The 25,458-nt window shown below is 41.1% G+C and carries 23 protein-coding genes and 1 tRNA gene; 17 read left to right on the top strand and 7 right to left on the bottom strand.

Annotated features, from left to right (window positions below; translation table 11 throughout):
- The first annotated feature begins 64 nt into the window (after nucleotides 1–64).
- The 5 genes from dph5 (at nucleotide 65) to LI82_RS07960 (ending at nucleotide 4,383) form a co-directional block, all read left to right on the top strand.
- Nucleotides 65–868, top strand: coding sequence for a diphthine synthase (gene dph5, locus LI82_RS07980; RefSeq protein ID WP_048194855.1), 804 nt, complete (start codon nucleotides 65–67; stop codon nucleotides 866–868).
- 159 nt (nucleotides 869–1,027) lie between these two features.
- A complete protein-coding gene (locus tag LI82_RS07975; RefSeq protein ID WP_048194854.1) occupies nucleotides 1,028–2,722 on the top strand; it encodes a helicase HerA domain-containing protein in 1,695 nt (564 codons plus the stop codon).
- 49 nt (nucleotides 2,723–2,771) lie between these two features.
- Nucleotides 2,772–3,053: a DUF357 domain-containing protein gene (locus LI82_RS07970; RefSeq protein WP_048196129.1), complete on the top strand. Its 282-nt coding sequence runs from the start codon at nucleotides 2,772–2,774 to the stop codon at nucleotides 3,051–3,053.
- Between the two features lie 73 nt (nucleotides 3,054–3,126).
- Complete coding sequence (locus LI82_RS07965) at nucleotides 3,127–3,468, top strand: DUF555 domain-containing protein (protein WP_048194852.1); 342 nt, start codon at nucleotides 3,127–3,129, stop codon at nucleotides 3,466–3,468.
- Between the two features lie 12 nt (nucleotides 3,469–3,480).
- A complete protein-coding gene (locus tag LI82_RS07960; protein ID WP_048194850.1) occupies nucleotides 3,481–4,383 on the top strand; it encodes a carbohydrate kinase family protein in 903 nt (300 codons plus the stop codon).
- A gap of 179 nt (nucleotides 4,384–4,562) precedes the next feature.
- Here LI82_RS07960 and ppdK read toward each other — a convergent pair whose 3' ends face one another.
- Nucleotides 4,563–7,217 carry a pyruvate, phosphate dikinase gene (gene ppdK, locus LI82_RS07955; RefSeq protein WP_081955788.1) on the bottom strand — a complete coding sequence of 885 codons (2,655 nt, stop codon included), beginning with the start codon at nucleotides 7,215–7,217 and terminating at the stop codon, nucleotides 4,563–4,565.
- Nucleotides 7,218–7,785: 568 nt separating this feature from the next.
- Here ppdK and LI82_RS07950 point away from each other — a divergent pair.
- From LI82_RS07950 to LI82_RS07920, 7 genes are all read left to right on the top strand, one after another.
- Nucleotides 7,786–8,046 carry an H/ACA ribonucleoprotein complex subunit GAR1 gene (locus tag LI82_RS07950; RefSeq protein WP_048196125.1) on the top strand — a complete coding sequence of 87 codons (261 nt, stop codon included), beginning with the start codon at nucleotides 7,786–7,788 and terminating at the stop codon, nucleotides 8,044–8,046.
- 90 nt (nucleotides 8,047–8,136) lie between these two features.
- Nucleotides 8,137–9,150, top strand: a complete 1,014-nt coding sequence (locus tag LI82_RS07945) for a transcription initiation factor IIB (protein WP_048194848.1) — start codon at nucleotides 8,137–8,139, stop codon at nucleotides 9,148–9,150.
- Nucleotides 9,151–9,339: 189 nt separating this feature from the next.
- Complete coding sequence (locus LI82_RS07940) at nucleotides 9,340–9,951, top strand: LysE family transporter (protein WP_048194846.1); 612 nt, start codon at nucleotides 9,340–9,342, stop codon at nucleotides 9,949–9,951.
- Between the two features lie 43 nt (nucleotides 9,952–9,994).
- Nucleotides 9,995–10,990 (top strand): class I SAM-dependent methyltransferase, encoded by a 996-nt coding sequence (locus LI82_RS07935; protein ID WP_048194843.1) that lies wholly within the window; start codon nucleotides 9,995–9,997, stop codon nucleotides 10,988–10,990.
- 53 nt (nucleotides 10,991–11,043) lie between these two features.
- Nucleotides 11,044–11,115 (top strand) — tRNA-Thr (locus LI82_RS07930).
- A 488-nt stretch (nucleotides 11,116–11,603) separates the two neighbouring features.
- On the top strand, nucleotides 11,604–12,524 hold the full coding sequence (locus LI82_RS07925; protein WP_048194842.1) for a mechanosensitive ion channel family protein: 921 nt from the start codon (nucleotides 11,604–11,606) through the stop codon (nucleotides 12,522–12,524).
- Nucleotides 12,525–12,594: 70 nt separating this feature from the next.
- Nucleotides 12,595–13,017: a phosphate-starvation-inducible PsiE family protein gene (locus LI82_RS07920; RefSeq protein WP_048194840.1), complete on the top strand. Its 423-nt coding sequence runs from the start codon at nucleotides 12,595–12,597 to the stop codon at nucleotides 13,015–13,017.
- A 43-nt stretch (nucleotides 13,018–13,060) separates the two neighbouring features.
- On the opposite strand, the gene LI82_RS07915 is transcribed toward LI82_RS07920, so the two are convergent.
- Complete coding sequence (locus LI82_RS07915; protein WP_048194838.1) at nucleotides 13,061–13,900, bottom strand: mechanosensitive ion channel family protein; 840 nt, start codon at nucleotides 13,898–13,900, stop codon at nucleotides 13,061–13,063.
- Nucleotides 13,897–14,604 (bottom strand): DUF432 domain-containing protein, encoded by a 708-nt coding sequence (locus LI82_RS07910; RefSeq protein ID WP_048194836.1) that lies wholly within the window; start codon nucleotides 14,602–14,604, stop codon nucleotides 13,897–13,899. Before LI82_RS07910 ends, LI82_RS07915 begins: the two co-directional genes overlap by 4 nt.
- Before the next feature lie 244 nt (nucleotides 14,605–14,848).
- Here LI82_RS07910 and LI82_RS07905 point away from each other — a divergent pair, with 244 nt between their 5' ends.
- Nucleotides 14,849–15,805: a mechanosensitive ion channel family protein gene (locus LI82_RS07905; RefSeq protein ID WP_048194834.1), complete on the top strand. Its 957-nt coding sequence runs from the start codon at nucleotides 14,849–14,851 to the stop codon at nucleotides 15,803–15,805.
- A 91-nt stretch (nucleotides 15,806–15,896) separates the two neighbouring features.
- Here LI82_RS07905 and LI82_RS07900 read toward each other — a convergent pair whose 3' ends face one another.
- The 4 genes from LI82_RS07900 to LI82_RS07885 all read right to left on the bottom strand — a co-directional run bounded on the left by LI82_RS07900 (nucleotide 15,897) and on the right by LI82_RS07885 (nucleotide 19,446).
- Nucleotides 15,897–16,943 (bottom strand): succinylglutamate desuccinylase/aspartoacylase family protein, encoded by a 1,047-nt coding sequence (locus LI82_RS07900; RefSeq protein ID WP_048194832.1) that lies wholly within the window; start codon nucleotides 16,941–16,943, stop codon nucleotides 15,897–15,899.
- Nucleotides 16,944–16,946: 3 nt separating this feature from the next.
- Entirely contained in the window at nucleotides 16,947–17,852 is a 906-nt protein-coding gene (gene rimK / locus LI82_RS07895) for a 30S ribosomal protein S6--L-glutamate ligase (RefSeq protein ID WP_048194830.1), read from the bottom strand.
- On the bottom strand, nucleotides 17,849–18,337 hold the full coding sequence (locus LI82_RS07890) for an ATP-dependent zinc protease family protein (protein WP_048194828.1): 489 nt from the start codon (nucleotides 18,335–18,337) through the stop codon (nucleotides 17,849–17,851). The genes rimK and LI82_RS07890 overlap by 4 nt, the downstream gene beginning before the upstream one ends.
- A gap of 215 nt (nucleotides 18,338–18,552) precedes the next feature.
- Entirely contained in the window at nucleotides 18,553–19,446 is an 894-nt protein-coding gene (locus tag LI82_RS07885) for a mechanosensitive ion channel family protein (protein WP_048194826.1), read from the bottom strand.
- Nucleotides 19,447–19,938: 492 nt separating this feature from the next.
- Here LI82_RS07885 and LI82_RS12500 point away from each other — a divergent pair, with 492 nt between their 5' ends.
- The 4 genes from LI82_RS12500 to LI82_RS07865 all read left to right on the top strand — a co-directional run bounded on the left by LI82_RS12500 (nucleotide 19,939) and on the right by LI82_RS07865 (nucleotide 25,424).
- A complete protein-coding gene (locus tag LI82_RS12500) occupies nucleotides 19,939–21,633 on the top strand; it encodes a sensor histidine kinase (protein ID WP_052402823.1) in 1,695 nt (564 codons plus the stop codon).
- A gap of 902 nt (nucleotides 21,634–22,535) precedes the next feature.
- Entirely contained in the window at nucleotides 22,536–23,774 is a 1,239-nt protein-coding gene (locus LI82_RS07875) for an S-layer protein domain-containing protein (protein WP_236622715.1), read from the top strand.
- Between the two features lie 37 nt (nucleotides 23,775–23,811).
- Nucleotides 23,812–24,663 (top strand): class I SAM-dependent methyltransferase, encoded by an 852-nt coding sequence (locus LI82_RS07870; RefSeq protein ID WP_048194824.1) that lies wholly within the window; start codon nucleotides 23,812–23,814, stop codon nucleotides 24,661–24,663.
- Nucleotides 24,639–25,424 carry an ATP-binding protein gene (locus tag LI82_RS07865; protein ID WP_330217377.1) on the top strand — a complete coding sequence of 262 codons (786 nt, stop codon included), beginning with the start codon at nucleotides 24,639–24,641 and terminating at the stop codon, nucleotides 25,422–25,424. The genes LI82_RS07870 and LI82_RS07865 overlap by 25 nt, the downstream gene beginning before the upstream one ends.
- The last annotated feature ends 34 nt before the right edge of the window (nucleotides 25,425–25,458 follow it).

Raw genomic sequence — 25,458 nt, 5'->3', positions numbered from 1 at the left:
ATTATACTGGCTTTATATTTGATACTCAAAAACTTTAACATACAAGCTGGTTTTAAGCGTATTTATGCTCGACTTTGTAGGACTCGGACTTTTTGATGAAAAAGACATCTCACTAAAAGGACTTGAGAAGATCCATAATGCGGATAAGGTCTATGTGGAATTCTATACTTCCATTCTTATGGGGACTGATCTTGAAAAGATGGAAGAGCTCTACCAGAAAAAGATCACTGTCCTTTCAAGGGAAGATGTTGAACAGCATGCAGAGGAATGGATCGCCGATGCAAAAGATATGAATGTCGTGTTCCTGACCGGCGGTGACACCATGGTATCCACGACTCATGTGGACCTACGTCTTCGTGCACTTGATATGGGTATTGAGACTTCCCTTGTTCACGGTGCTTCCATAGCATCTGCAATATGCGGTCTCTCAGGTCTCCAGAACTATCGTTTCGGAAAAGCGGCAACTGTTCCTCATCCCTATGTCACCAGCCGTGGCAGCAGGGTGGTATCCGAAACACCGTATGATACTATAAAGATGAACATGGATAACGGCCTTCATACGGCAGTGTTCCTTGATATTGATAAAGACAAGGGCTACATGACAGTGAATGAAGCTCTTGAGATCCTGCTCGAGGTGGAGGGTAAACGCGGTGAAGGTGTAATGACCGATCGTATCTCTGTCGGTATAGCACGTGCAGGTTCCCCGTCACCTGTGGTGAAGGCGGACTATGCCCAGTCCTTAAAAAGTTTTGATTTTGGTGAACCTTTACATATACTTATAATTCCTGCATCACTGCACTTTGTTGAGGCTGAAGCCCTTGTGAAGCTTGCAGGTGCACCTGAAGCGATCCTTGAAGATGTGGACTGATCATCGTGGTGAACAGGCTTTATGGTGCCTGAGAGTCTTTGTGACAGTAAGTAAATCAGGGGTTGACTTTTAGTCTTTCCTTTTTCTTCTCGTAAACAATAGCAATGGCATAAAGCACAATAGATATAAGTCTGAAGTCCCTTTTTTTGGTGAGAGGATATGATGCGCGGCTCAGTAGGTATAATTTCAGGTGAGACCGGATCGTTTGATTTTAAGTTCTTGATTTCTGACAGCACGGCTGTACATCGAGGGGAATATGTAAAGGCCTGGCATGAGGGCGATGGATGGGTGCTTTGCCAGGTGCTTTCGATCAAAAGGTTCAGTGATAAGGTTAGTGTAAAAAAGTCCTTTGATGAAGCTAAGAAAGCCTTTGAGGAACTTAAGAAGGATAGTAAGGACAGGAAGAGTTCTGACCGTATAGTTGCAGAGGCTACTGTTATAGGAAGTCGTGATCCTTCCGGGCTTTTGAGAGCTCCTAAGACTCCCTTCAGTCCGGGAGATGATGTTTTTAAGGCAGACAATGATCTGATAAGTTCTGTACTAGGCCTGTCTGGTAATGAGATGTACATAGGTCTGCTCGATGGCACTAATATTCCGGTGCACCTGAGCGTGAACAGCCTTGTACAGAAACATTGCAGTATTCTTGCAAAGACCGGAAGTGGGAAATCATACACAGCAGCAGTGTTGCTGGAGGAGTTGCTTGACCGCAAGGTTCCTCTTTTGATACTTGATCCTCATAGCGAATATGCTTCTATGAAAAAACCTGCATCCTCGTCTGCTGATTTCAAAAAGTTCGGTGTATCTCCAAAAGGTTACGGTTCCAATGTAACAATATATACTCCTGCTAACAAGGCAATAAATCCGAATGCTGATGAGCTGTTCAGGTTGAACGGCAACAATCTGACCGCAAAGGACCTTGCTTCCATCTTCCCGGAGAACTTCAACAGTACTCATATTGGTATCCTGTACGAATCGATACAGAAGCTCCGTGCGGAAATGGAAACCTATACTCTTGACGACATAATATTCGAAGTAAGTAATAATGAGAGCAAAGCCCGCTGGAATGTTATGAGCCTCCTTGAGGATATTCGGGATTCAGATCTCCTGTCCTCTTCCCCAACATCTCTGGAAGAGCTTATGCAGAAAGGCAAGGCCGCAGTTATCGATTTTAAAGGCGTGGCTCCGGATCTCCAGAGCATGATCGTAGCACAACTTTGCAGTGCGCTCTTTGAAGCACGTAAAATGAACGCGATCCCGCCTGGAATGCTTGTTGTGGAAGAAGCGCATAACTTTGCTCCGGAGCGTGGGTTCAGTAAGACTGCAAGTTCTGAGGTCCTGCGTACCATTGCATCAGAAGGGCGTAAGTTCGGTCTTGGTATGCTGGTAATATCCCAGCGTCCTGCAAGGATTGACAAGAATGTGCTTTCCCAGTGCGGGACTCAGGTTATAATGAAAGTGACCAACCCTAACGACCTTAAATCCATCAGTAAAGGACTTGAGGGTGTGAACTCCTTTGTAGAGGATGAACTTATGCGCCTGCCTCCGGGTGTTGCTATGCTTGTAAGCAACGACATCGAGAGGCCTGTTCTTATAGATGTCAGGGTAAGGAAATCAAAGCATGGTGGTGAGTCTGTGAACGTTCTTAAAAGTGCCCAGACATCGTCCCCGGCTCCTGTGAAAAGTGTTCCTAAACCTGTCAGCCAGCCACCGGCAAGTTCTACGCCTGTGCAGGTGGAAGGATCTGCTGAAGCAGGTAGCCCGCCACCGAAAAGACAGCCCAGCAGGCAAGCTGATAGACAGCCTAAGGCTGAAGGTGGAGGACTTTTCAAGAAGATCTTTGGTTCCGAAAAATGACTTTTCAACGGATGGGTTTATTAATATACTATATGTAGATGGTGTAATTGTGACAGCAGATCTGAACGAAAAGGTTGAAAGATACGAACGTTTGTTGAGGGAAGCACTTGAAAAGGCGGACATAAGTCCAATTGAGCGATCACACATGCGTAAGGTTGCCGAGGATTATAAGAATATGGCACGTTCCTACTATGAGGACGGTATGCATTTCATTAGGTCTGAGGATCCGGTAAATGCACTTATCTGTTTCAGTTATGGTCATGCCTGGCTGGATGCAGGTGCACGCCTGGGTGTTTTCGATGTTGACGACGATGTGCTGTTCACCATATGATCATCATTCAATAAATTAGATTAAAGAAGACAATGAAGGTTTAAGATAAGATATATCTGGAGAGAATGAAACGATGACAAATTATCATGTTACACTTGAAGCTGCTTGGTTGGTAAGAGACGTAAATACTGCAGACGATGCTATTGGAGTTGCCATTGCAGAAGCTGGAAAAAGACTGAACCCACAACTCGATTTTGTAGAGGTCGATGTCGGAACTACTTTCTGTCCTGCTTGCAATGAGCCTTTTGGCAGCGTTTTTATTGCAGCTAATACCGCAATTGTCGGTCTTGTCCTTGAAATGAAGGTTTTCGATGCAGAGAGTGCAGAGCACGCCTCAAGGATCGCGAAGTCCGTAATAGGTAAGGCATTACGTGATGTACCACTCCATGTAGTGGATGTTGAAGATTTTGAATAAACAGGTGTCTGGATGTCTGATGTGATATCTGTAGTAGGACATGCTGCGATCGATCTTCTCTTTGATGTGGAAGGTATTGCAACACAGAACGAATCATATCCGATAGTCGATTACCAGAGGTTCTTCGGAGGCGGGGCTGCAAATATCGTTGCAGCGATCTCCATTCTCGGTGGAAACTCTCAGCTGATCTCTGCGGTTGGTGATGATTTTGTTACCTCCGGGTATGAAGAGCACCTTGTAGGGCTTGGAGTAGACCTTTCCCTGCTTTTCAGGTTCGAAGGCGAGAAAGGAACAGCAGCTTATGTTTTCACAGATCCTTTCCACAACCAATCAACTTACTTCTACTGGGGAGCATCTGCAAAGATGAAGGAACTAGAACCTCCTGAAGTTGATTTTGTTCATCTTGCAACATCTGAGCCAAACTTTAATGCTAAGATCGCACAGAAATCAAAGTTCGTGTCATTTGATCCCGGACAGGACCTTATCACCTATTCAAGAGAGAATCTGGAAGTCATCCTTGAGAACACGGATGTCCTTTTCACGAACAAGCATGAGATAAAGCGTGTCTGTGAGATGACCGAAAGCACTTTTGATGATATTAAGGAACAGATTGGCATTGTAGTCGTCACTTACGATGCGGAAGGCAGCAGGATATTTGCATCCGGTGAGGAGTATGGGATCCCTGTGGTTCCTGTAAAAGCAGTGGACCCGACCGGGGCAGGGGATGCATATCGTGCAGGATTCCTTGTGGCATACACCCGTGGATATCCGCTGGATGTCTGTGGCAAGGCCGGGGCTACGGTGGCATCATTTGCGGTGCAATCCGTTGGTTGCCAGACAGACCTTCCTACATGGGATGATATGGTTTCCAGATATGAAGGTGAGTTCGGAGCATTCCCATCACTTGATGGGTGAATGTTCTTCTCTTTTTTATTTAACCTAAAGTAGAGCTGAATTAGTTAATATTGAATAAGTTGATCAGCGGTAGCTAAGTTCAGCTGGTATCAATTAGTTCCAACTAAGTGAACTGATAGATGTAAGTAAAAAAAGATTTCCAATACCGTGTGTTTCCACACGATATTGTGTAATTACGTTTACTGCTTGTTCTCGATCACAGCATGTGCTGCTGCAAGTCTTGCAATTGGTACACGGAATGGTGAGCAGCTGACATAGTTCAGTCCGACGTTGTGTCCGAACTTCACAGATTTAGGCTCTCCGCCATGTTCTCCACAGATACCGATCTTGATGTCAGGTCTTGTAGCACGTCCTTTTTCTATTCCGATCTTCACAAGCTGTCCCACACCTTCCTGGTCAAGTACTGCAAATGGATCGTCCTCGAGTATGCCACTCTCTAAGTAGAATGGTAAGAACTTGCCTGCATCATCCCTGCTGAACCCAAAGGTTGTCTGGGTCAGGTCGTTGGTACCAAAGGAGAAGAACTCGGCTTCCTTTGCTATCTTGTCGGCTGTGAGTGCTGCTCTTGGCAGTTCTATCATTGTTCCGACCATGTAGTCAAGTTTGAGACCTTCCTTTTCCATAGCTGCTTCTACGGCTCCGATCACATGCTTTTTGACGAACTCAAGTTCCTCTATGTTGCTTATCAGAGGGATCATGATCTCAGGCACGATCGTCATGCCTTCTTTTGTGAGCTCACATGCTGCTTCAATGATGGCCTGTGCCTGCATCTCATAGATCTCAGGATATGTTATCCCTAAGCGGCATCCTCTGTGACCGAGCATTGGGTTCATCTCTTTGAGATATTCAATACGCTCGATAATCTTCTTGACCCTGTCAAGTTCGGTTTGTGTGGCATCATTAGCATTCAGTTCTGCCAGCTTTTCAATTGCTTCCTCATGGTTTGGCAGGAATTCGTGGAGTGGTGGGTCAAGCAGCCTGATGGTCACAGGGAATCCTTCCATTGCCCTGAATATTCCGATAAAGTCCTCTCTCTGCATTGGGAGAAGTTTCTTTAATGCTGCTTTTCTTACATCGATCTCTTCTGCCATGATCATTTCACGTACAGCAGGAATCCTGTCCTCTCCGAAGAACATGTGCTCTGTTCTGCAGAGTCCAATACCTTCTGCACCAAAGTCGCGTGCGACCTGTGCATCGTGTGGAGTGTCTGCGTTTGTCCTGACCTTGAGGGTTCGGACCTCATCAGCCCATGAGAGTATCTGTTCAAGTTCGCCTGTAACGCCTGGCAGGATAAGGTCAACCTCTCCGAGAATGACGTCTCCTGTGGATCCGTCAATGGAGATCATGTCTCCTTCGTTGATGGAATGTTCTCCAATGTGGAAAACCTTCTCTTTCATATCAATTACAATTTCGCCACAGCCTGCAACACATGGCTTACCCATACCTCTTGCAACGACTGCTGCATGTGAGGTCATTCCTCCGCGTACTGTAAGGATACCTTCTGCAGCATTCATGCCACCGATGTCCTCGGGTGAGGTCTCAGCACGCACAAGGATGGTCTTTTCGCCCTTTTTTGCTCTTTCTTCGGCATGTTCTGCTGTGAAAACTACTTCACCCACAGCAGCTCCCGGGGATGCAGGGAGACCGTTAGCAATTACATCCGGTGTTGCGTCAGGATCAATATTTGGGTGTAGGAGCCTGTCAACCTGTGCAGGTTCTACCCTTGTAAGGGCTGTTTCCTTGTCGATAAGTCCTTCTTCGACCATATCGGTCGCGATCTTGATGGCTGCAGCTGCAGTTCTCTTTCCGGTCCTTGTCTGCAGCATGAAAAGCTTGCCTTTCTCAATGGTGAACTCGATATCCTGCATGTCTTTGAAGTGATCCTCCAGTTTCATGTAGATGTCCACAAGCTGGTCGTAGACCTCGGGCATGTTGTTCTTCAGGGTTTTGATCGGTTGAGGTGTCCTGATACCGGCAACGACATCTTCTCCCTGTGCATTGATGAGGTATTCTCCGAAGAATCTCTTTTCACCTGTTGCAGGGTCTCTTGTGAATGCTACTCCTGTTCCGGAGCTTTCTCCCATGTTACCATAGACCATGCTCTGTACGTTCACTGCAGTTCCCCATTGTCCGGGGATGCCATTCAGGCGCCTGTATGTGATTGCACGCTGGTTGTTCCATGAACCGAACACTGCATCAATGGCCATCTGGAGCTGTTGTCTTGCTTCCTGGGGGAAGTCATTTCCGGTCTCTTCCTTTATAATTCCCTTGAAGTTTTCAACAAGTTCCTTTAGGTCATCTACATCAAGGTCTGTATCCTGTTTGACGCCTTTATCCTTCTTTTTAGCAGTGAGTGCCGACTCGAACTTCTCGTGTTCGATGCCAAGCACGACGTCTGCGAACATTGTGAGGAATCTTCTGTAGCTGTCGTAAGCAAACCTGTCATTGCCGGTCTTATTGGCAAGGCCTATTACTGAACTATCGTTAAGTCCCAGGTTTAGTACAGTGTCCATCATTCCAGGCATGGACACGCGGGCACCTGAGCGTACAGAAACAAGTAATGGATTGTTAAGATCTCCAAATCTCTTCCCTGTAGTGTTTTCCAGCTCCTTTATGGCATTATTGATCTGCTCTTCAAGACCTGAAGGATAATGTTTGTCCTTAAGATAAAGAGTACAGACCTCGGTCGTGATCGTAAACCCAACCGGAACTGGTATTCCCAGATTTGACATTTCTGCGAGGTTGGCTCCTTTGCCCCCAAGCAGGTCTTTCATACTATTTTTGCCTTCAGTTTCGTCGTTTCCGAAAAGGTACACAAATTTATTATCTGCCACTAAGTTTTCCTCCCACGGGAAGATATTTTGATTATGGGTTAGGCTAGCGTAATTATGTATTTAATGATCCGGATATATGGCTGAAATCAGTTTCAATATCCATGGTCTTCCAGATTCTGTCTTATTGGACATATCCAGACGACATTGCCGTTTATTGTGTGATTGGTATTAAGTGTTATCGGTGTTTTTTGTTATTTTATGGTAATGTTTCAGATATAGGGTAAATTTCATGAAGGGTTAACCAAAATCTTTATATGCTTTCTTTGGACTTTGTCAATTATAATATGTTTACTTTCAAAATTTGCGGCATTTTATGATGTTAAATATTGTCAGAAAACAATTTATATCCGTGTGAGGCATTGTCATGCCTGATATGCACACGATTTCATTGATTCCTGTAAATATGTGTCATTAGTTAGCATTTTTTGCTATGTTTATGATCTGGATATAATCATCTTTTTGTAATGAGTTTTTCTGGATTATTAAAGAGATTGCGATAACCTTATATACTACGTATGGTATGTATATATATCAACAATTTAACTTATATATTGATGGCAAGAGATACATGAAACGACTTGGAACGGTAGTGCAAGTAGTTGCACATCAGGGTTTGCTTGTTAGAGGGGACAACATACGACCAGATACATCTTTGAGGGATCTTCCTCGTATCAATACGTTTGTTGTTGACAAATCTGTTAAACGCATCGGTAAAGTGAGCGGTGTTATCGGTCCTGTTAATTCTCCTTATATTACTATTAAGGTCTTTGGAGATGTTTCGGGATCTGAATTGAAGAAGTACCTCAATGAGAAAGTGTACATCAAATAAGTCCATTTATTACATTTATTAGTACATTTGTACATTTATTTTAAGTGGATCGACAATTAGCAATTTTGGGAAAATCGAGGCAATGATAATATGGTGGAAGTTGAAAGAGTAAGATATTCTGATACTTCAGAGAGAGAAAAGATACGTGCAATGATTAAGGCACGTAAAGAGAAAGAAAAGACCGCTGAAGTCGAGAACAAGGTTATCGAGTGTCCGGAATGTGGAAGCCGAAACCTTGAGCAGGACTATGAACGTGCCGAACTGGTATGTGCAGATTGTGGTCTCGTAGTGGATGCTGAATTCGTTGACGAAGGTCCGGAATGGCGTGCCTTTGACCATGACCAGCGTATGAAGCGTTCTCGTGTGGGTGCACCAATGACGTACACCATACACGATAAAGGTCTTTCTACTATGATCGACTGGAGGAACCGTGATTCCTACGGGAAGTCAATTTCCTCCAAGAACCGTGCTCAGTTATACAGGTTGAGAAAATGGCAGCGTAGGATACGCGTAAGCAATGCTACCGAAAGGAACCTTGCGTTCGCTTTGTCAGAACTTGACCGTATGGCATCCGCATTAGGTCTTCCACGTACTGTACGTGAGACTGCTGCGGTGGTCTACAGGAAGGCAGTTGACAAGAACCTCATCCGTGGAAGGAGTATTGAAGGTGTGGCAGCAGCAGCACTCTATGCAGCATGTCGCCAGTGCAGTGTTCCACGTACCCTGGATGAGATCGGAGAAGTTTCAAGGGTAAGCAGGAAAGAGATCGGAAGGACATACCGTTTCATTTCTCGTGAGCTTGCACTCAAGCTTATGCCAACTTCACCAATAGACTATGTCCCAAGGTTCTGCTCAGGCCTGAACCTCAAGGGTGAGGTACAGTCCAGAGGAGTCGAGATCCTTCGTCAGGCATCTGAAAAGGAACTCACCAGTGGCCGTGGACCAACCGGTGTGGCAGCAGCTGCGATCTATATTGCATCCATTCTCTGCGGTGAGCGCAGGACCCAGCGTGAGGTCGCTGATGTTGCAGGTGTGACCGAGGTCACTATCCGTAACAGGTACAAAGAGCTCGCAGAAGAATTGGACATCGAGATCATTCTCTGATCTTGAATTGAAAATAAGAACAAAAAAAGTAAAGGACTGCAAAGACAAATTCTGTCTTTGCGTTCCATAAATTTTTAATTTATAGCTTTTTCTGACTGACTTATTAATTGATCTATCGATTTAGTTTACCTGATCGACCTATTGGACCTAATCGATCACATTATATAGTAACGTAATTTTCTAGTGACCATGTTAGAACTGTTCGAGATGTTGTTCATTGGTTTCATAGTAGGCCTGACCGGTGCCCTTGTGCCTGGTCCTATGCTATTTGTGACCATTGACGGCACACTGAAGAAAGGCTGGACAGCAGGACCTGAAGTGTTCCTGGGCCATGCTATCATCGAAAGCGCGGTGCTTGTGCTGATACTTTTAGGCATGAACACACTTGTGGGTGAGCGTGAGATGTCTTTCATCTCGGTGGCCGGCGGCATAGTCCTGATAATTTTTGGTATCATGACGATACGAGGGGCAAAAGCTTCAGCTGCAGAACTTCACGGACAGGACAAAGTTGTTTCCAATTCACTGATCGCAGGAATTGTGACCTCTGCTTCAAATCCCTATTTCTGGCTCTGGTGGTTGGCAGCAGGTAGTGCTCTTGTGCTTGAGAGCATGAAACTTGGAATGGTCGCTGTGGTGTTCTTCATAGTAGGCCACTGGCTTGCAGATCTTGGCTGGTTCACTGCTGTATCGCTATCTTTCAGCCGTGGCAGGGGTATGTTCTCTCCGAAGACCTACAGGCATATTCTTGTATCATGCGGACTATTCCTGATATTGTTCGGCTCATGGTTCGCCATAGGATGATCCTGACAGCCAATATGCCGATATTTTCAAGGAGAGATGTATTTTGAAGTGTCCCTGTATTGCAATCCCGATAAAGAAAGGTGAACCTGCCAGAAAGTTTCTTCTGGAGCTTGACATCCTTGACAAGTCCCTGAAGATCTCCAGTGAAGATGGGGAGCTTTACATTCCTATTCAAAGGGAGCTGACCCCGGAAGAACTGGCTGAGCTTCCCGAAGGCGCAAAACAGGTTGAACGTGAGTTCGAATCCCATGAAAAGATCCTTGCACTTGAGGACATCCTGGGTTTTACTCCGGGTTACGAGGTCGTAGGTGATATCGCACTTATCGAAGCTGACGAACCGGAGGCACAAAGGATCGCAGATGCACTCCTGAAGGTGCACAAGAATGTGCAGACCGTGCTTGGTGCAGTGTCAGCTGTGGAAGGAGAGTTCCGAACCCGCAGGTTCAAAGTACTTGCTGGAGAAGAGAGGACGGAAACAGTTCATAAGGACCACGGTTTCAAGTACAAAGTAGATCTCGAGCGCGCATATTTCACCCCCCGTCTTTCAACAGAGCGCCAGCGCATTGTTTCACAAATAAGTGAAGATGATGTTGTCCTCGACATGTTCGCAGGTGTCGGTCCATACAGCATTCCGATTGCCAAAAAATGCAAAAAGGTCATTGCAATGGACAAGAACCCTGATGCTATCCATTTTCTCAAAGAGAACGTGGAGCTCAATTCCATCGAAAATATCGAGGTTTTCGAAGGCGATGCGAACGAGATAGCCCTAAATTACAAGGGAATTGCAGACCATGTTATCATGAATCTCCCCCACAGTGCTGATGCATTTCTGGACGCTGCAATTTATGTGACGTCTCCGCAAGGGATTATCCATTACTATGGAATGACCCACGAAGATGACCTTTATGAGAGTTCCATAGGTCTGATAGAAGCAGCAGCAAAAAAGGTGGGTCGGAGTGTTGAAGTGGTTGAATGTCGTACGGTGCGTTCGTATGCACCGCATCAGTATAATGTCTGTATCGAGGTCCGGATAATCTGAATCTGGGCGAAACGATTAAATTCTTAAATCCTTATTAGGTGTAAGTTCAATGTGCCGTCGTGGCTTAGTGGTATAGCGGCTGATTCGTAATCAGCAGGCCGGGGGTTCAAGTCCCCCCGACGGCTTCATTTATCAATTTTGGACTATCTTGCTACTTTTTTGACACGAAACTCTAAGTTCAAAGCTTACTCGTTGTGCAATAAATGGGGTATGTAAAAATCCTACTATTTTATCTAAACGGGAACCTTTCCGTTGCCTAAGGGTCGATGATTCCACGCACAACCAAGAAATCAAATCTATAGAAGTTGTTTGTATTTCTCAAACATGGATCATTAAACCCGTATTACAGGGAAATGATACAAACTTGCCTCTTTCAATCAATTTGTAGATTTGATCTGCTAGTTGAAAACCCTTCCACGGTTTTAGTGAAACAAATAGGCGATTTGCCCAAAAAATTTAGTAGTCGGTCGACAAATGTTCTCTTTTTCGTACAAAGGGCAGTTATTGAGAATGTTTATATCCATAAAAACCCTATATTTAAATGGGTAAAAGTTGGAGATCTATTCTTTTTATCGTCTCTTCCAATAAAATAAATATATACGGGGGTATATAAATGGTAGAATCAGCTATACTGGACAGTTTTTATGTGATGGCGGATCAGTTTATTTCGTTTATACCTACGCTTGTAGCTGTAATCGTATTACTGATAGTCGGTAAGTTTGTCGGAAAAGCACTTGGTAGTCTCGGATCAAAAGCTCTGGATAAGGTCGGTCTGGACGATTTGATCGACAAGACGTCTTTAGGTGGTATGATCAAAAAGACTGGGACAAGTACTGTAGGTATGTTTGATGCCATAATTCGTTGGTTCATCTACATCATCTTTGGAGTGATCATTATCGATCTTCTGCAGATACAGGTAGTTGCAGATTTCATCACCCAGATTATCCTATTCCTTCCTCTGATTGCTTCAGCACTGCTGACATTGATCATTGGATTGCTTGTAGTTGATTTCCTGGCTGATTTGGTAAAGAATATCGTGAAGGCATCAAGTGTTGATGAAAAGATTGGGAAGAGCAGTATTGGAAAAGGTCTTGAAGCAGCAGAATTGACTACATCCAGCATAATCGCAGGTATCGTTAAAGTTTTTGGATACATTATCTTTATTCTAGCTGCATCAAATATCTTGGGCCTCAATGTAGTATCCGATTTCCTAGTATCCATTCTTAATTACATACCTAATCTATTTGCAGGTATTTTGATACTGGTAATTGGGTTATTGGCAATTGATTTCCTCACAGATTACTTGGCAGGTATTCTCGAGGGAATGGAAGTCGAAGGAGCAAACGTCTGGGTTCCATTGCTCAGGGGTTTCCTTGCACTTGTGCTGATATTACTAGCACTTGATGCAATGCTCATCGATACAAGCATCTTCTACCTCCTTATAGGACCATTGGCTTGGGGAATTGCTATTGTTGTTGCATTTAAGTGGGGTATCAAAGAAGTTCTTGTGGCATATGCAAAGGAGAGAAAATAATCTCTCCTTATTTTTTACTTTTTGTTGATGATGAATTCTTTCTAACTATCCCTTAGATGGGGTGGATTTAATGATAAAACACGATGATATATTTGATAATATAATACGGCATGTAACCACTGTCATCCTTTACATTCTAATACTGGCTCTGATCGTAGGTGTAGTAAAGATCCTTGCAAGTCTGGTCTTAATTATATTGGCAACTCTTGGTGGTGACTTCCTCGAGATAAATTTCACTAATGTAGTATTCAGTGTGCTCACGGTCTTTGTTCTTATTGATTTATTCAAAACTTTTACTGATTATCGTGAGCATGAGCAGGTCAGACTGACATACATAACTGATGCCACTATATTGATCGTTATGCGAGAGGTTGCAGCTGGAATTTATGCACAGAAAATTGAGTATGAATTCCTTTTAAGCTTAGCAGCAGTGCTAGTAGTATTAGGTGCAATACGAGTTCTTGCTATCAAATATCCTCCTCAGGAAGAATAAAATATCGAATAAAACAAATAGTAGATATCTAAAAAAGAAAAAGTTAATCAGGATCAGAAACTAACTGATCCTTTTGTTCGTTTTGAAACCATACCACACGCTGTGGGAATGCGATCTCAATTCCATTATCTTCTAAAGTCTTTTTTATCTTCCAGAGTAGTTCGGTTTTCAGGGAATACCAGTCTGTTGCAGGAGCCCATATCTTTACACTGATATTAACCGAATTATCTCCTAGATTGTCTACAAAAACAGCAGGTGCAGGATTTTTCAGGGCTAGAGGATTTTCTTCAATTAGATCTTTAATAATCGCTATGGCTTGATCGGCATCGTCACTGTATCTAATTCCAACAACATATTCGAATCTCCTTGCGACATTAGCAACATAGTTCGTTATTGTTGTTGTGAATACCTTTTCATTAGGGATCCTCACATAAAGGCCGTCAAAAGTTCTGATTATGGTAGATATAAGGCTGATATCTTCTACGATTCCAACATTTCCATCGATATTGACCTGATTGCCAAGTTTTATGGGTCTTTCAAATATAAGGAACAGACCCGAAATAAGATTCCCAACTATGCTCTGACTGGCAAAACCTATTACCAATCCCAAAATGCTTCCCGCAACTAGCAAACTTGAGGGTGCAACTCCCAGAAGAGGGAGAATTACAAACACAACAGTTATTACAACTATACTGTAATATGCTGCTTTTTGTATGATATCAAGGTGGTTTTTGGCAACTTTCTCCTTGAGTGATCGTTTCAGGTAAAGTGCCATAATTTTGCCTATAAGTACAGAGAGTATTAAAGCTAAAAATGCGGTGACGATATTAATGATTAGTTCACCACTTTGAAAATCAATCTCTGATATCCATGGAATTATCAAAAACCTGCCTCCATAATGCATTTCTTTCCGTTCATATAGAGCTTTTTAGCGGTATACAGTTCCATGGATTTTTTCATGCCGGGTCTGAGCGGTTTGTCAATGAAATCCGTTTCTGCAATACTGGGACTTATTATTTTCATATTAGCTTTCATGGAAACTAGTTCTGTGTCGTAGTAGATCTTCATACCATAAGCGTTGAAAACAGATTGCTTCACTTCAACCCATAAGTCTGTGTTATTTAAAATGGTCAGCTCGAGTACTCCTTCATGCATTAGATCAGCAGAAGGTATCTTGGAATGGATTTCGCTTTTCCAGTATTTACATATCAAACCACTGCTAGGATCACCATATAGGGTGAACTTTTGGTCTACAAGTGTTAGAATATCGATCACTTCGATCTCATCTTTATTGGAAATGAATATTCCCATCTCTATCGGGAACTTTATGTAGACCATTATCCTTGACATCGGAGCTATTGTTATAGTTCTATCGAATTCAACAAGCAAATTCGAAGTTATTTTTTTTGGTCTGTTCAAAGGTTCAATGGGATTTATGATGACCTTACCATCGCCTTTTACAAGAATTTTTTCAAGATTCTCATCATGAAATAATCTTTTGTACAAGCAATTCTCTCCTTCCATGTCGAAGGCAATATCAATACCTTCCGTTTTCGATCTGAAGGGCATGGTATATGATCCGTACATACTTCACCTGAATTATTATTTATAGAATATTTATTTCCTAAATCTCTCCTTTCTTACTCTGAGATGGTTAGGAACATAGGATAGGAATATCTTTCTGAATCGATGCCATGGAGAACTTGTTACCAATAACCCCATCTTTCAACTTTATGGGAGTATTAATATTTCAATATTTGTGGACATTTAACAACCATTTCGATGATTTTATGGGGAAAATGTAATAGCATTATAGATCATAAATTAATTCATGGGGTTATTAAGAGGGTTTAATCTGATTGTTTTATCATTAATAGCAATACTCATTGCATATGTCATTTATTTTACGGATTTTTTAATTGATTACGAATTCTTCTTGATAAAGTCATTACAGTCTGTGATCATTATTCTGATATTTTATGCAATAAAAGCTGTTATTGAGAATGTTATCAGAGTAAGGATACATGATACAAAGGAAAGGTATACTTTCCGCAAAGCTATCTCTATAATTATTACATTCCTCGCTCTTGCATTTCTTTTTGCAGTTTGGTTCAAGGAGACAACTGGCCTTATCGTGGCATATGGTATACTTAGCGCAGGTATTGCCATAGCTCTACAGGATCTCTTGAAAAGTATAGCAGGTGGTATCATTATTCTCGTATCCCGTCCTTTCAGAGCTGGTGATAGGATTGAAGTGGATAACATAATTGGTGATGTTCTTGACATAAGGAACTTCAGCACTTCCCTAATGGAGATACAGGAATGGGTTGACGGTGATCAATACACTGGAAGGTTAGTCCAGCTACCAAATAGTTTCATTTTAAGTGATAAGGTCAAGAACTACACGAAGGACTTCTCCTTTATCTGGGACGAATTACAGATTATGCTGGTGTATGGAAGCAACTGGAAGAAAGCAGAAGATATTGCATTAAAGGTTGCAAAAGAAACCTTATACGGTTTTGAGGAATCTGCAAAAAAAGAACTATTAAATATGGGTGAGAAATATTTCATCACTACATATGATGTCGAAACGAAATTGTATATGAAATTGCAGGAAAACTGGATCGACATACGTCTTAGATACGTAGTGGATCCTCGACAGCGAAGGAAAATAAGGAATAATTTGGTACAGAAACTTCTAGAGGCTTATGATCAAGAAGAGGATATTAATGTTGGTACTGCAACCAGTCTTGATATCATGAAATCAGCTCAGGTCATAAAAAAATAAGTCTTAATTGTGGGAATGTGAACATATATAATATTGTAAGTTACATCCTAATTTTATTTAACCATCTTTGTTTATGTCATAATTCAGAAATTTATACCAGAGGAACTTGCTTACTTTTTATTTCATCAGTTTCAGGATCAAGTTCATAATGATCGTTCTCAATGTAATTGGATATCTCTTCTTCCTTCGAAAATTTAGCGATGTTGAATATAGCTTCACCCTCATGCACAAGTGGCAAGTTCGTTCTTCCAATGACTATCCCAGATACTGAACTTAGTACTCTCATTTCGATCTCACCTAATGGATCATTTATATAGGCTAATATTTCTCCTTTTTTTACCAGAGTTCCTAAAGGAACAACTGAACGTAGTATTCCACTTTCAGGAGCTCTAATCCATTGTGTTGATCTGGAGATCAGAGTTTTGTACTCTTTTCTTTTCCTGCTTTTTGGTCTCATGCCTAAATAATACATTACTCCAAGGATGCCCCTTACGCCTGCCCGAATACTAACTTCATCAAATCGCAGGGCTTCACCAGCCTCATATAACAGGGCTGGGATATTATTCTCACGAGCTGCTTCACGTAATGATCCATCGCGCAGTTCAGAATTAATTATTACTGGTACACTAAAAGCACGAGCTATCGCTTCAGTTTCGTTATCTACTCTCAAACAGGCACGTATCTGGGGCAGATTCTCTCGGCCAACAGTACCTGTATGGAGGTCGATAACATGAGTGCAATGGTCTATTATCTCTGTCATAAGTATATTCGCCAGCCGAGAAGCCATTGAACCTGATTTTGAACCCGGAAATGATCTGTTCAGATCGCGTCTGTCTGGCAAATAGCGGGAGCGAGAGACAAAACCGAACACATTTACAATTGGAATTGCAATAAGTGTCCCCTTTATGTTGTTGAGCGTTTTATGTGCAAGGACGCGGCGGATGATCTCCACGCCATTGAGCTCATCTCCATGGATTGCAGCACAAATAACTAGACAGGGACCAGGTCTGTTTCCATGTATAACATGGACTGGCATTGATGCTGATGTATGAGTATAAAAGCTGGGAATCGGCAATTCAATAGATCTTCTTGTTCCTGGCTGAATGGTTATGCCTGCAATTGTGATTGGTTTCTGCATGGATCAGCCCTTTCCACGGGTTCGTGTATTTCCAACTTCACTTGTCTTCTCGATATAATCAATGATCATGCCTGCAATATCCTTACCTGTTGCCTCTTCTATACCTTTTAGGCCAGGGCTAGAATTAACTTCCATTACTAAAGGACCATGATTGGAGCGTAATAGGTCAACACCAGCAACATTGAGCCCCATGATTTTTGCGGCACGTACAGCGGTTGAACGTTCTTCTGGAGTTATCCTGATGATCTCTGCCGAACCTCCCCTGTGTATGTTAGATCTGAATTCGCCCTTTGGAGCTTGCCTTTTCATAGCTGCAACAACTTTGCTCCCTATGACAAAACAACGAATGTCAGCTCCTTCTGCTTCTTTGATATATTCTTGGACTAGAATGTTAGCTTTTACACCCATGAAACCTTCTATCACACTTTCTGCAGCTTTTTGTGTTTCTGCTAGTACCACACCAATACCCTGTGTACCTTCAAGTAATTTGACAACAAGAGGTGCGCCACCTACCATCTTGATCATGTCTTTGATATCATCAGGCTTGCTGGCATATCCTGTTATAGGAAGTCCTATACCTTTACGGGAAAGCAGCTGCAAGGAACGAAGCTTGTCTCTGGAACGGGTGATAGCAACCGATTCATTCAACGGATATACACCCATCATTTCGAATTGTCGAAGTACTGCAGTACCATAGAATGTAACAGATGCACCAATACGTGGGATAACTGCATCAAACCCTTCAAGTTTTTCTCCTTTGTAGTGTATGGTAGGTTTGTTGGATGTTATGTTCATGTAAGCTCTCAACACATCTATTACCTGAACTTCATGCCCTCTCTCTTCGGCTGCTTCAATTAAGCGACGAGATGAGTATAGATTACGATTTCTTGATAATAAGCCAATTTTCATTTAGCAACCCCATTTTCAGATTGTATATTGTATATTGTATATGCATCAAGTTTTCCGTTCAGGTAAGACGCCCCTGGATCAACTACAGCTCGATTTTCCATTGCACGGCGTCCCAGCAACATCCTAAAGCGCATGGTGTCGCGATCTGTAAGCGTTAATTCGATGGGATAGCGGTTGGATGCAATAACAACATCCGTTTCAATAACATAACGCATCTCTTTGTGACCACCTGAATCCGTCACTTGGCGACGGTCCTTTAAGCGTGCTGTGCACTTGACCTGAAAATTCTGGTTTTTCTGGATAGGATGGACTGAAAAACGGACCATTTCAACACCATTCTCTTCATAATGCTCAACATTGAAGGCATGTAGTGCAGATGTCTTTGCTCCTGTATCAACTTTTGCTTTGATAGCGTGAATTCCGAGTTCGGGCAAAGAGACCCATTCCCTCCATCCAAGTATTAATGTTTGTTCATCTTTGTACATAATGGTCTTCAGTATCATTAATTTTGTTTTTGATTGTCTATGAGAAGTAATAAGATTGAGAAGGATTTCTCATTTTACATAATTTTATTGGTCATACTAACTTTAAATAGTCGCAAATGGCGTTTCTACAATATATATGGCCTTTTACAAGTATGCTTATATTTCATTCGAAAATTTCGAAACAAAGATTATTGTGTCACCACTCCAGTTTCTAGTTAAAGGGTATTAACTCCTTCAACTATTATACTTAGCAATTTGTGTTTTACATTTTCCCTTTCGCTGAATGTGGATTTGTAATATGCTGTAAGTTTCAACCCATTGCTATCTGAGTCTAATTTCAGGCGAACATCAAGATTCTCTTTGACTTTTGCTCTTTCCACCATTTTTTCCATGTGATAGTTTAAATTTTCAGGAATATCCTTGATATAATAGTCAAAGGATGATTCAAAAAATCCTTTTCCATAATTTTTAATAGGACTTTCCAGAAAGATCTTGTTTGGTATCTTGTAGAACTCTCTACATTTGGTAGGATAAATTACAACATAAAATAATCCTATGTGTTTTACTTCCCCTTCTTCCTCTCCGACAGCAATGTAGTCTCCTATTTTAAACGGTTTTTTGGTAAGCAGTATGAACCAGATAAAATAAGAGAGAATAATTTCTTTAATGGCAAAGGCAAATCCTGTTGCAACAAGACCCAAAAATATCACGATGTTTTGTGTATCGATTCCAACCTGCCAGAATACAACTACACTTGTGAAAGCATAAATAAACCCGATGTAGATCTTTCTCAAAAGAATTTTTTCTTCTCTCTTCCCAATACTTTCAAACATCTTTGGGATTACATTCACAGTTAATTTGATGAATATTGTAGCAATTGTATAGGAAATAAGGATGGTATCAACTAGTTTGAGAAAATCTAAAATAATTACAGGAATCTTTATCCAGCCTTGGTAGTCAGCTAAAAGTATTACTGATATCGGCAGTACAAAAAATAAAAATATAATTATTATATGATCTAATAATGTATTGAATATCTTGTCTTTGACATGCTCTTTCTTCAATTTCCTGCTTACTTCATTTTTGTCTGGGATTCTCTTTGCTTTCATAACCTTTACCTTTGCTTAAGGAACTACTTTTTTAATCCAAACTGTATAGCAGTTATTTACTCTTTTTCTTTTAGGAAATTCAGTGTATTAATTTTGTCGAGCAAATTACAAGTAAGACTAATAAACCACTCAATGACATCAAGATATGAAATGAACATTATTGAAAATTCAAAGATGGGATTAGACAACTTGTAGATTTACTTTGCTGGACGAAACCCCTTCCACCATTTTATACTAAGTGGATGCTCTCTATTAGGATAGATTACATGAAACAAAATGATAAGAGTGAAATCCATTTTAGTTTTAATGCTCATGTGAAGGAGATATTGAGCATTTTTATGTATAGGGATTATTATTGTTATTTGGATGGCAATTAAGAGTTAGAGACTAATTGAATTTTAAATTCACAATACCCTCATTTCAAAAATTTTCAACAATCCGTCGATGTTATCTATTTATTTGATTAAAGCGATATGTTACAAGGGTTTGCTAATGAATTTCGAATTGCTAATTGGTTTTGCTAACAATGCTGCTTTACTTCTTGCCTTAGGCTTGCTTTCTGAAATAATTATATTTTCACCCCACCCAAATATAAGGTTTAAGAAATGCGCAATTGGAATTATAATTGGTCTGGTCGGTATTGCTCTCATGTTAAGTCCCTGGCAAGCGGTCCCTGGAATTTTTTTTGATACCCGATCAATTCTGCTTGGCATCGCGGGATTATTTTTTGGTTTAGTACCCACAATTATTGCAATTATAATTACCAGTCTATTTCGTATATATCAAGGGGGAGTTGGGACATGGACTGGGATTGCTGTTATAATTACTTCTTCTACGATTGGTTTGTTGTGGAGGCATTATCAATTTAAACCAAGACATGCTCCTGGGATTGGAGAGCTATACATTTTTGGAATCGTCATTCATATTTTTATGTTACTATGGATGCTTACTCTCCCATGGTCCATTGCTTTAGAAGTTTTAAGGGAAATCAGTTTACCAGTTCTTTTGATTTATCCGATCGGAACAGTCTTATTAGGAACAATTTTAAGCAACCAAATATTACGACAAGAATCAAAACAAAAGTTACAAAAAAGTGAAGCCCACCTACGAACTCTGCTTGATACAATCCCTGACTTGATTTGGTTGAAAGATCCTGAAGGTCTTTACCTAAGCTGCAATTCCAAATTTGAGCGTTTTTTTGGCGCAAAAGAAGATGAAATAATAGGTAAAAGTGACTATGATTTTGTGGGAAAAGTACTGGCAGATTACTTCACTCAAATGGACAAGCGAGCTATTAAATCCAATAAACCCACGGTGAACGAAGAAAAAGTAACATTTGCTGATGATGGCCACTGTGAAATACTTGAAACCATCAAAAAACCAATGTATGATTCTGATGGACAACTTGTTGGTGTTCTGGGTATTGGGCGAGATATAACCGAACGTAAGAAATATGAGGAAAAACTCGTTCAAACTAAAATGTATGCAGAAGAGGCGAATCGAACAAAAAGTGAATTTATGGCAACCATGAGCCATGAGTTGAGAACTCCTCTTAATTCGGTTATTGGTTTTTCAGATTTGTTACTTGCTGGTTACACAGGTGATCTCAATGATAAACAAGAAAAGTACCTTACAAATATCTCAAAAAGTGGGAAACATCTTTTACAATTAATAAACAGCATTCTGGATATAGCAAAAATTGAATCTGGAAAGATGGACATCAACTATACACATTTCTCGGTTGTTGAAGTCTTTGAGGAGTTAAACGATATACTTGATCCAATATTAGAAGCTAGAAATATTTCTTTATTTTTTGAAGTTTCACCTATAAATTTGAAATTAAATGCGGACTATGGCAAATTCAAACAAATTATGTATAATCTAATTAATAATGCCATGAAGTTTGGATTGGACGATGGCACTGTTAAAATTTCAGCAGAAAATTGTGATTCAATGATTAAATTTATTGTTCAAGACAATGGTATCGGTATTTCAAAAGAAAATCAGCTAATAATTTTTGAACCATTTAAGCAGTTAGATGCATCAACTTCTAGATCATATGGTGGTGCAGGATTGGGTTTATTTATTGTTAAAAAAATTGTAGAATTACATGGGGGGGAAATCTGGATTGAAAGTGAGGTTGGTATAGGTACTACATTTATGTTCACAATACCGAATGATAATTAATTTCGCTCTGCAGAATTCCTCTACCCAAAAAATTTTAACACACCTTTCAAGACTGTATATTATTATCTTAAATAGATTATTCATAAGTTTAGTCAAAATCATAATCATGTTTACAAGGAATGTCATCAAGAGCCAGATGGGAATGCGGCACCAATACACAACCATTTATATTCTTCTGTCTAATAACCCTTAACAAAACCTTTTAATGATAGTTATACAAAAGTTAAATTGTAATTTAAAATGTTCCTTACAAGTCAGTGGCAAGGTACTCTCAACACGAGGTCAATAGTCCGCTCGAGGCTTTCTACAAAGCCAAATTTTCATTAATCTATTGCACTAATTTTGTTGGCCAAAAATCTTTATATTATCATCTGTACTAACTATGAAATATCAAATCAAATGTTCCTAATAAGACAGATTAATGTATGGCTTGGACCTGAGGAATTGCTCCCCCGACGGCTTTACATACACATTTTTAAGCTGTTTTTGTTATTATTTTTATCATAGTACACTCTGGGTTCAAATCTTACCCTTGAACAGTAAGTCGGGGATATGGGTATCTTGAAAAAAGAGTTTCGCTTTTAAATCGAAAAGCGAATTTGATAATCTCTATTAGATAGAGTATTAGTTTCTCTTTACAAATCGATTTTATCTATTGGGGATGCGGAGCAAATTCATACTGATCTGTAAATAATTTCATATTCTTTTTCTGTTTTAATTTATTTTCATTTGCTGCCTGATACCCCTTCTACAAATTTCCAGCGTCACAGCGTTAATACAAAGTTATATATAATACTCATTTAGTATGACATTTTAGCAAATAAGTAACACCAAACGCGATGAATAGTTAAAAAGATGTTACTCATGCTCTTAGCATTTGTGTGTTTATTAAAAAAGGAGGAATGGCTATTAAGATCAAACTGGCTAAAAAAGCAAATATTGCAATGTTGCTGTTCATATCAATTGTTCTTACTGTGGGTGTCTGCTCTGCAGACTCGGTAACAGTACGTGGAGAGATCCTTGACAGTGGGAATGTATCTTCTATAACCTGGGACGGATCTAACTGGGGTGCTCTACATTTTGCATTGAATGATGCCGGTTCCAATACGGAATCAGTTTACTATGGGAACGTTGATTCTGAGAACTCTGCTATTGGTGCAGCACCTGCTAACAATGTCATTGATAAAAAAGAGCTTATCTATAGCACTCAGACATACAGTAAGAAATTCAAACTGAGTGCAAAAACAGATGCTACTGCTCTCTCTACATATTCTGTTATACCTCTGTTCGGTAAAAGATACATCGCTGTTAATGATGATGCAAGTAAGATGACAACGCTGGTCACAGAACAGGGTGGAGGCGCAGAGAAGCAACTCAAGGAAGGCGAATCCTGGGAGCTGGGCAAAGGTTACAGCCTGAAAGTAGATCAGCTGGATGCAGATGCAGGTAAAGCTTTTGTAATTCTCTATAAGGACGGGAACGAACTTGATTCAGACATACTTGATATGGATGGAACCGATGATGACCGGGCTTTTATTGTGAAGGAGAATATCGCAGGAATGGAAGATGTGGTTTACTTCGCTACATATCTTGAGAATACTTTTAAAGGCACTTCTGAATCCTTTGCTATAATCAAATATACCTGGCTAATGGATAAGGATAACATAATTTCCATTGAAGAGGGTGACAAATTCGGCCTTCTTAAGTGCAGGGAAGTTTCAGAGAACTGTATCAATATGTCCAACGATGCTGTGATCCACCTGGAAATGGATGATAGTGTATACTTTACTGATGACTGGTATCTCAAGACCTCAAAAGCAGGTATGGGTACAGATGGTGGATTCCTGCTCTATCCTGCAATGAATGTAGTATTTGAAACTACGATCGAAACTGAAAAGGTTGTTGAAGTTCCTTCTTCAACTGAAAGTGAGTCTGAAACGGTTGATGAAACCACTTCAGAGGCCAACCCTGCTGGTATGAATGATGAGCTGAACGATTCATCTTCTGCAGATGCAAACAATGTAGTGTACGGACCTGAAGAGCAGGTACAGACCAGTGAAAGTCTGCCTGGCTTTTTGTCGATCACTGCAATGGCAGGTCTTGTATCAGCTCTTTTTATTTTGAAGCGAAGGGTGCACTAAATCTCGTTATCAATTCAAAAACATGTGGTGTAGTATTATGAAAAATATTCATGTTGATTGGAATATGGCCTGGACAGAAATGATGCAGGCCAATCGGAGAGCTGACCATCAGGACCGTGGAAACTGTGCAACTCTCTGGGACAGCAGGGAGAACGCAGAACGCTTCTGGAAAAGGTCCCAGGAAAATAAGAGGAGGATTGAAAAGACATTGAACGAACTTCCCCTTAAAGAAGACTCTCGTGTGCTGGACATTGGTGCCGGCCCCGGCAGTCTTGCCATTCCTCTTTCAGAGAGAGTTGCTCATGTGACTGCTGTCGAGCCCGGGAAAGGCATGATGGAACTTCTACAGGAGAACATAAGCAACTTTGGAATAAGTAATATCGGCTGTGTCAACAAAAGGTGGGAAGATCTTAATGTCAAAGAAGATCTCGAAGGTCCCTATGATGTTGTGATCGCTTCTTTCTCACTTGGGATGCCTGATATTAGAAGTGCTATAGAAAAGATGCAAATGGCTTCTTCAGGACATATATGCCTTTACTGGTTTGCAGGAGAAACGCCATGGGAAGAACATTCAACAAATCTGTGGCCTGCCATGTATGGAAAGGAATACACTCCCGGTCCGAAGTGCGATGTCCTTTACAATCTGCTCTATAGTATGGGTATCTATCCGGATATGCACGTATTTCCAATTGAATACACTAATTCATTTTGTTCAATTGATGAGGCGCTCGATTATTTCAGGTCCCGCTATACGATTGATACAGAACAACAGGAAATGGTTCTCAGGAACTATCTTGAAGAAACACTGGAGCCGCAGGACGGACAGTTTGTAGATTGTGGTCATTCTACCAGGGTAAAGATCTGGTGGGAACAGGAAGTGATGGATTGAAAGCATTGCTCTGTGGAAAAGGTGGTAGTGGCAAAAGTACACTTACGGCTTTGATCGCCAGGTCCCTTTCTGATAGGGGCTGTAATGTCCTCGTCATAGATAACGATGAATCCAATTTCGGCCTGCACAGGCAAATGGGTCTGGAATTGCCGGATGACCTCCTGAACTTCCTGGGAGGAAAGAAGAACCTTGTCGAAAAGATGATGGAAGCTTTTCCAAAGGGTGAGAAACTCACCCTTTTCGATCATAAATGGGAGATTCCGACCATCCCGGAAGCATATGTCAGCAGAAAAGGAAATCTTTCTTTGATGGCAGTTGGGAAAATCCATGAATTCGGGGAGGGCTGTGCATGCCCCATGGGTGCTCTTGCAAAACAGTTGATACAGAACATAGACATCGGTAAGGATGATTTTGTTCTCGTTGACACAGAGGCAGGGATAGAACACTTTGGCCGGGGTGTGGAAGAAGGCTGTGACATTCTTTTCATGGTGGTAGATCCTTCCTATGAATCCATACGTCTTTCTGAAAAGATCAGTGAGCTTGCAGACAATGCCGGAAAACAGCTTTACTATATCCTGAACAGGGCTGAGGGTGCAGGCAAGGAGATATTATGTTGTGGCATCCCTGATGATCGGGTGATCTCTACTGTTCCTATTCATGAGTCCGTCTTTAAGGCCGGTCTTCTTGGAGATGAATTCCAGGCCTCAGTTCCGGAAGTTGATCTGATAGCTGATTTTTTAGTAGGACTTAAGTCGAAATAAGAGTTTGAAAATGAAGTCTCAAATTTCTTTATAA

It is taken from the genome of Methanococcoides methylutens (genome assembly GCF_000765475.1).
GTDB classification, from domain to species: domain Archaea; phylum Halobacteriota; class Methanosarcinia; order Methanosarcinales; family Methanosarcinaceae; genus Methanococcoides; species Methanococcoides methylutens.
The sequence above is the reverse complement of the archived record's forward strand: the minus strand, read 5'-3'. Positions and strand labels throughout refer to the sequence as shown.